At 64.6% G+C, this 4809-nt stretch carries 3 protein-coding genes and 1 pseudogene; 3 read left to right on the top strand and 1 reads right to left on the bottom strand.

The annotated features are described in order from the left end of the window. The 3 genes and pseudogenes from AC5Y7D_RS30655 to AC5Y7D_RS30645 all read left to right on the top strand — a co-directional run. Positions 1-816 (top strand): annotated as a pseudogene (locus AC5Y7D_RS30655) (PE family protein); the annotation flags it as partial. A gap of 770 nt (positions 817-1586) precedes the next feature. Continuing rightward, the gene (locus tag AC5Y7D_RS30650; protein ID WP_499929913.1) at positions 1587-2444 is read left to right on the top strand and encodes an SDR family NAD(P)-dependent oxidoreductase; all 858 of its coding nucleotides are present in this window, start codon (positions 1587-1589) and stop codon (positions 2442-2444) included. A 14-nt stretch (positions 2445-2458) separates the two neighbouring features. Next, the gene (locus tag AC5Y7D_RS30645) at positions 2459-3439 is read left to right on the top strand and encodes a bile acid:sodium symporter (RefSeq protein ID WP_499929911.1); all 981 of its coding nucleotides are present in this window, start codon (positions 2459-2461) and stop codon (positions 3437-3439) included. Between the two features lie 496 nt (positions 3440-3935). Here AC5Y7D_RS30645 and AC5Y7D_RS30640 read toward each other — a convergent pair whose 3' ends face one another. Further along, positions 3936-4628, bottom strand: coding sequence for a TetR/AcrR family transcriptional regulator (locus AC5Y7D_RS30640; RefSeq protein WP_499929910.1), 693 nt, complete (start codon positions 4626-4628; stop codon positions 3936-3938). Positions 4629-4809: the final 181 nt, after the last annotated feature.

Here is a 4809-nt window from a genome sequence, read left to right as displayed (position 1 = left end):
TCTGGCGGCGCTGGCGGATTCAGCGTCCTCAACGGTCCAACCGGCGGAGCCGGCGGGGACGGCGGGGCCGGCGGACTCTTCTCGAGTGGTGGGACCGGTGGGCGGGGCGGCCTGGGCAGCGTTATCGCCGGAGCCGGCGGGGACGGCGGGGCGGGCGGCCTGTTCGCCGGCGGCGGAACAGGCGGTACCGGGGGCGCATCCACCTCGGGCACCGGCGGCGCCGGCGGCGCCGGCGGCGCCAGCGGATTACTGGGCGCCGGCGGCTCCGGGGGTACCGGTGGATTCGGCATCGTCGGCGGGGCCGGTGGGGCTGGCGCCCAAGCCGGCATGCTCTCGCTCGGTGCCTCCGGCGGGACCGGGGGTACCGGCGGGCAGGGCGCTGTCACCGGCGGAGTCGGCGGTGCCGGCGGAGACGGCGGACCGCTGTTCGGTTCCGGCGGTGCCGGTGGCGCCGGCGGATTCGGCCGCTCCATCGGCGCGGCGGGGGGAACAGGCGGTGATGCCGGCAAACTCCTGGGTGATGGTGGTGCCGGCGGTGCCGGCGGTGCCGCCGGCACCTTCACCAGTGCCATCGGTGGAGTCGGCGGTGCCGGGGGTAAGTCCGGGCTGGTCGGTGACGGTGGCGCAGGCGGCGCCGGCGGCGCGAGCGCCGCCCCCGCCGGTACCGGCGGTGCGGGTGGCAATGGCGGCGACGCCGCCCAGATCGGCAACGGAGGCAACGGCGGCAACGGCGGCACCGGGACAAGCGCGGGCAGCCCTGGCAGCGGCGGTAACGGCGGGGAGCTATTTGGTTTCGACGGCGACAGCGGTTCGTAGCCACCCAGCACCACCCGAATCCGCAGTGAGGGCCTGTCGTGTGAGCGCCTAACCATAGGCGAGGGCGGTACCTCGGCCCGCGACGAGTCCACCGTGCCGGCGCAGCGGGCAAGCAGATCACGCTGCTAGCGCAGGAAGCCGTGGTGATGCGCCGCGCGCTCCGGTAGCTGTCGGGCAACGTCACCCTGATTGACTCTGCCTGGTACTCGACTTTGCAGCCGACAGTCTGCCCGTCACGGTGAACAGCCCGGGCGTGCAAATCTCCCTCAGACTTGCTACGACTGGCGCGGGAGTCGGTTTGCACAGCGTCTCATGGCCACATATCTGCTCAAGAGTCGTTCTACGCTCGCACGGCGCGTCGGGGCAGCTGCTGATGTCCACGTTTCTGCGGGATCGGCGAGGTTCTGGTGGCCGCTGTTCTGGACCTTGTGCGCGGCGGCTTCGGGGCCTTGCTTTGTCCCTGGCGCATTCATCGTGCCGACCGAAAGCTCCATGCCCTGGGGTGCGCCGCCGGTCCCAAAGCGATTCATTCACAACGGGATTGGAGTCGACCGGGAAGTCGACCCGGTGAGAGCGGTCAGAGGCGCGAGATCACCCGACCGGTCAGCCGCGGGCTCGGTAATCGGTTGGGGAAATTTGCGCGGTCATACGGGTGCGAAACCAGAACTTGACTGAAGCATTATTCGTAATTGAGGATATACTCAGATATGCTGGCAGCGCTTCGCCGTTGGCTTCGAACGGCAAGGGACGAGAAAGAGGGGAAGCACTAGATGACTGGCCATCGGGTCGTCCTCATCACAGGCACGTCATCGGAGCGCGGTGTCGGATACGCCACCAGTCGCTTACTGGCCTCCCGTGGGCACACGGTGTACGCAACGGTAAGAAGGATTGGCGACGCGGCCGATGTCGCAGCCGGCGCGGGCCCGGGCCGTGTGGTTGTGCGAACGCTCGACCTTCTCGACCGGCCGGCCATGGCCCCCCTGTTGGCCGAGATCATCGCAACCGAGGGTCGCATCGACGCCATCATCAACAACGCTGGCTACGGCGTCATCGGGGGTGTGGAGCAAGTCGAGCTGGACATGGCTAAAGCAAGTTTCGAGACCAACGTCTGGGGAACCATGAGCCTCGTTCAAGAGGCGATGCCCCTGTTGCGACAACAAGGTCACGGACACCTGGTGTTGGTGTCATCTTGCTTCGTCGCAGGCCTTCCGACCGTGGCGATGGGCTATTACCTGGCAGCAAAGGCGGCGCTGGAAACGCTGTTCTACAGCTTGGCCGTTGAGGCGGCGCCGTTCGGAGTCAAGGTGACGTGTTTCCAACCAGGACCGATCATGACCGACCTGCGCCGGGTGTGGGGCGATCGCGTTCCCCCAGGTGGCGACCCACGGCCGCAGCTTGTCGACGACTTATACAAGTACGTAACCACGGCCGCGCCCGCACTGCAGCAGCCGGAGGAGGCCGCGACGGCGCTGGCCGACCTGATAAGACACGATCCCCCGCTGGCCGCGGCGTCCGGCCAGGACTCCGAAGCCTACGCTTCGCGAGCATTGCGTGATTGCACTCGCTTTGCCGAGTTCTCGCAACTTCTTGCCGCCACCAACAGCCAGCCGCCGAACGCAGCGATGTGACTCCAATTGGCCCAGTGCGACGCCTCCTTCCAGACAGCCTGCTGATCGTCGTTGTTGCGGCGATCGTGCTGGCACTGCTTCTGCCAGCGCGAGGCGCCGCCGAAACCGCAGTCAACGCGACGACACGGGCGGCAATCGCGGCCCTGTTCCTCCTTTATGGATCGAGGATGTCGCCGCGCAACGCGCGCCACGGCCTGAGTCGATGGCGACTACACGCCTCGATTCTGGCGTGCACTTTCGTTCTGTTCCCGGCCCTTGCCATGGCAATTCGACTGCTCGTTGCTCCGATGGTGTCACGTCCGGTGTGCGTCGGCCTGGTCTTTCTGGCTGTGGTTCCCTCGACAACTTTGTCCTCGATCGCATTCACCTCGATTGCGCGCGGCAGTGTAGGGGACGCAGTCATCGGCGCGTCGGCGTCGAACGTGTTGGGAATGGTCCTGACGCCCATGTTGGCGTTCCTGTTGATACACAACAGCATTCATTCGCGACTGGACAGCAAGGTCGCAGCTGAGATCGCGCTGCAACTGCTGCTCCCATACCTGCTCGGCTTACTGGTACGACCACTGCTCGCGCCATGGCTTGAACGCCACGGCAAGCAGGTCACCTGCCTGGAACGCACAGCGCTCGCACTCGTCGTCTACGCAGCGTTCACTACCGGCATCGAAGCACAGCCGGCACGTTCCTCGGTCTTGACCCTGTTCGTGGTTTTACTTTGCTGCACAGCGTTATTGACCGCGATGCTCGGTTTGACGACGAGCATAGGTGCGGCGCTCAAACTAGCGCGCGACGAGCGAATTGTATTGGTGTTCTGCGGAACACAGAAGAGCATGGCTACCGGATTGCCGTTGGCGCTTGTCTTGTTTCCCGGACCGCAAATCGGCCTAACCCTGCTGCCACTCGTCGTCTACTACCAGCTGCAGATCGTAGTTGGCAGCCGAAAAGCCGCGCGTTACGCCCGCCATCGGACCGCGGTGGACAACAACGGCGTTGCGTAAGGTCGGGCCCGGTCCGTTTCAGCATGGGAGGGAGGGCACGCAGAAGCATTTGGCCAGCCGGCCTGACCCGATAGCCGTGATCCACGGCCTGTGAGGGTCTTGCGGCCCACAACGTTGGCGGGAAGGCTCAATACGATCTTTCCGACAAGGAAGCAAGACGCTCCCGAGCAGTTTGTGCGCCAGTTGGTGGCGGCCGATCGGCTGCGGCTGCGGCTGCGAGCAAGGACATTGCGGCGGAGTGCAGCTGAGATGTAGGCACGGTCTGTCAATAGGCCGGTGCAGGCCGCCCCGGCGAATATCGGAGCGGCCTTCGTTTAATCGGTGTCAGTTGGCGGCTAGGCCGGCGGTCGTTGATCAACGACGATGATGTCAGACTGTATACGCGGGTCGGTTACGCGCAGAGGGGAATCCAGCACAGCGCGCCGGTGCCGGCGCAGAGAAGATGAACAGCTTCTGCGCTGCGCGCGGGAAACGATTACCAAATTGTGCATTCACGTTAAAGCTGCGGGTACTCGGCGAATGCTCGCGATGCCGGCAACCGGACCGCCGCCTGTAGCTGGTTCAGTGCGTCGACAACCAATGGCATGCAGCATATTCTGCGGGCCTCATCAGCTGCCATCCCGAACATCTTGAGCAGATCTTCCGCGATCTGGTCGGTCGATTGGGCCGCGTCCCGATCCGGTTCCGCATGTAGCAGTTCGCCCAAGCCCAGCAGCATGCCGGCGGCGACCACCATCGCCAGATGTGGGTCTGCCACCGCAAGACGGTCGGCGGCAGCCGCGACAGCGATGTCGCGCAACGCACGTGGCGCTAGCCCTCGGTCGGCGGAGATGAGAGCCAGACCGTAGTTGAGGAAGACGCGGCTTTCAGGCTGGCGGAACATCCGTCCAGTCAGCCGGAAACTGAAAGCGAACCTTTCCGCCGGATCATCGATCGATGCCGTCAGCGAGTCGAGCAACGCCCCGTGAGTATCGAGGATCTCGTTCATTGCCGCTGCGAAGAGCTCTTCTCTTGTGTCGAAGTGAATGTAGAACGAGCCGACTCCAACATCGGCCGCCCGACTGATGTCTTGAATCGACACGCTGAGCGTTCCCGCAGCTATGAAGTGTTGGGCGGCGGCAACGAGGGCGGCGCGGGTGCGCTGCGTACGTCGCCGCAGGCGGTTAGGCGGGTGGTACAGGTCAGCCACAGGTCAGCCCCCTATCGCTTGACGGGATCCTCGATAGCATCCTACCCCAGTCGATGAAGAAATCTTCATAAACTCTTGACTGACTGAATGTTCGTAAGTGAATATATCTTCAGTACCTAACAGTTGGGAGACGGTCCATGACACACACCACCACAGCGCGCCCCCGACCCAGGCTGCACGG

Source organism: Mycobacterium sp. NGS49 (genome assembly GCF_059812565.1).
The sequence above is the reverse complement of the archived record's forward strand: the minus strand, read 5'-3'. Positions and strand labels throughout refer to the sequence as shown.

What these genes read in the sequence shown, in the direction of transcription:
- AC5Y7D_RS30650 (WP_499929913.1), top strand. Translation starts at nt 1,587, where the DNA reads ATGACTGGCCATCGGGTCGTCCTCATCACAGGCACGTCATCGGAGCGC.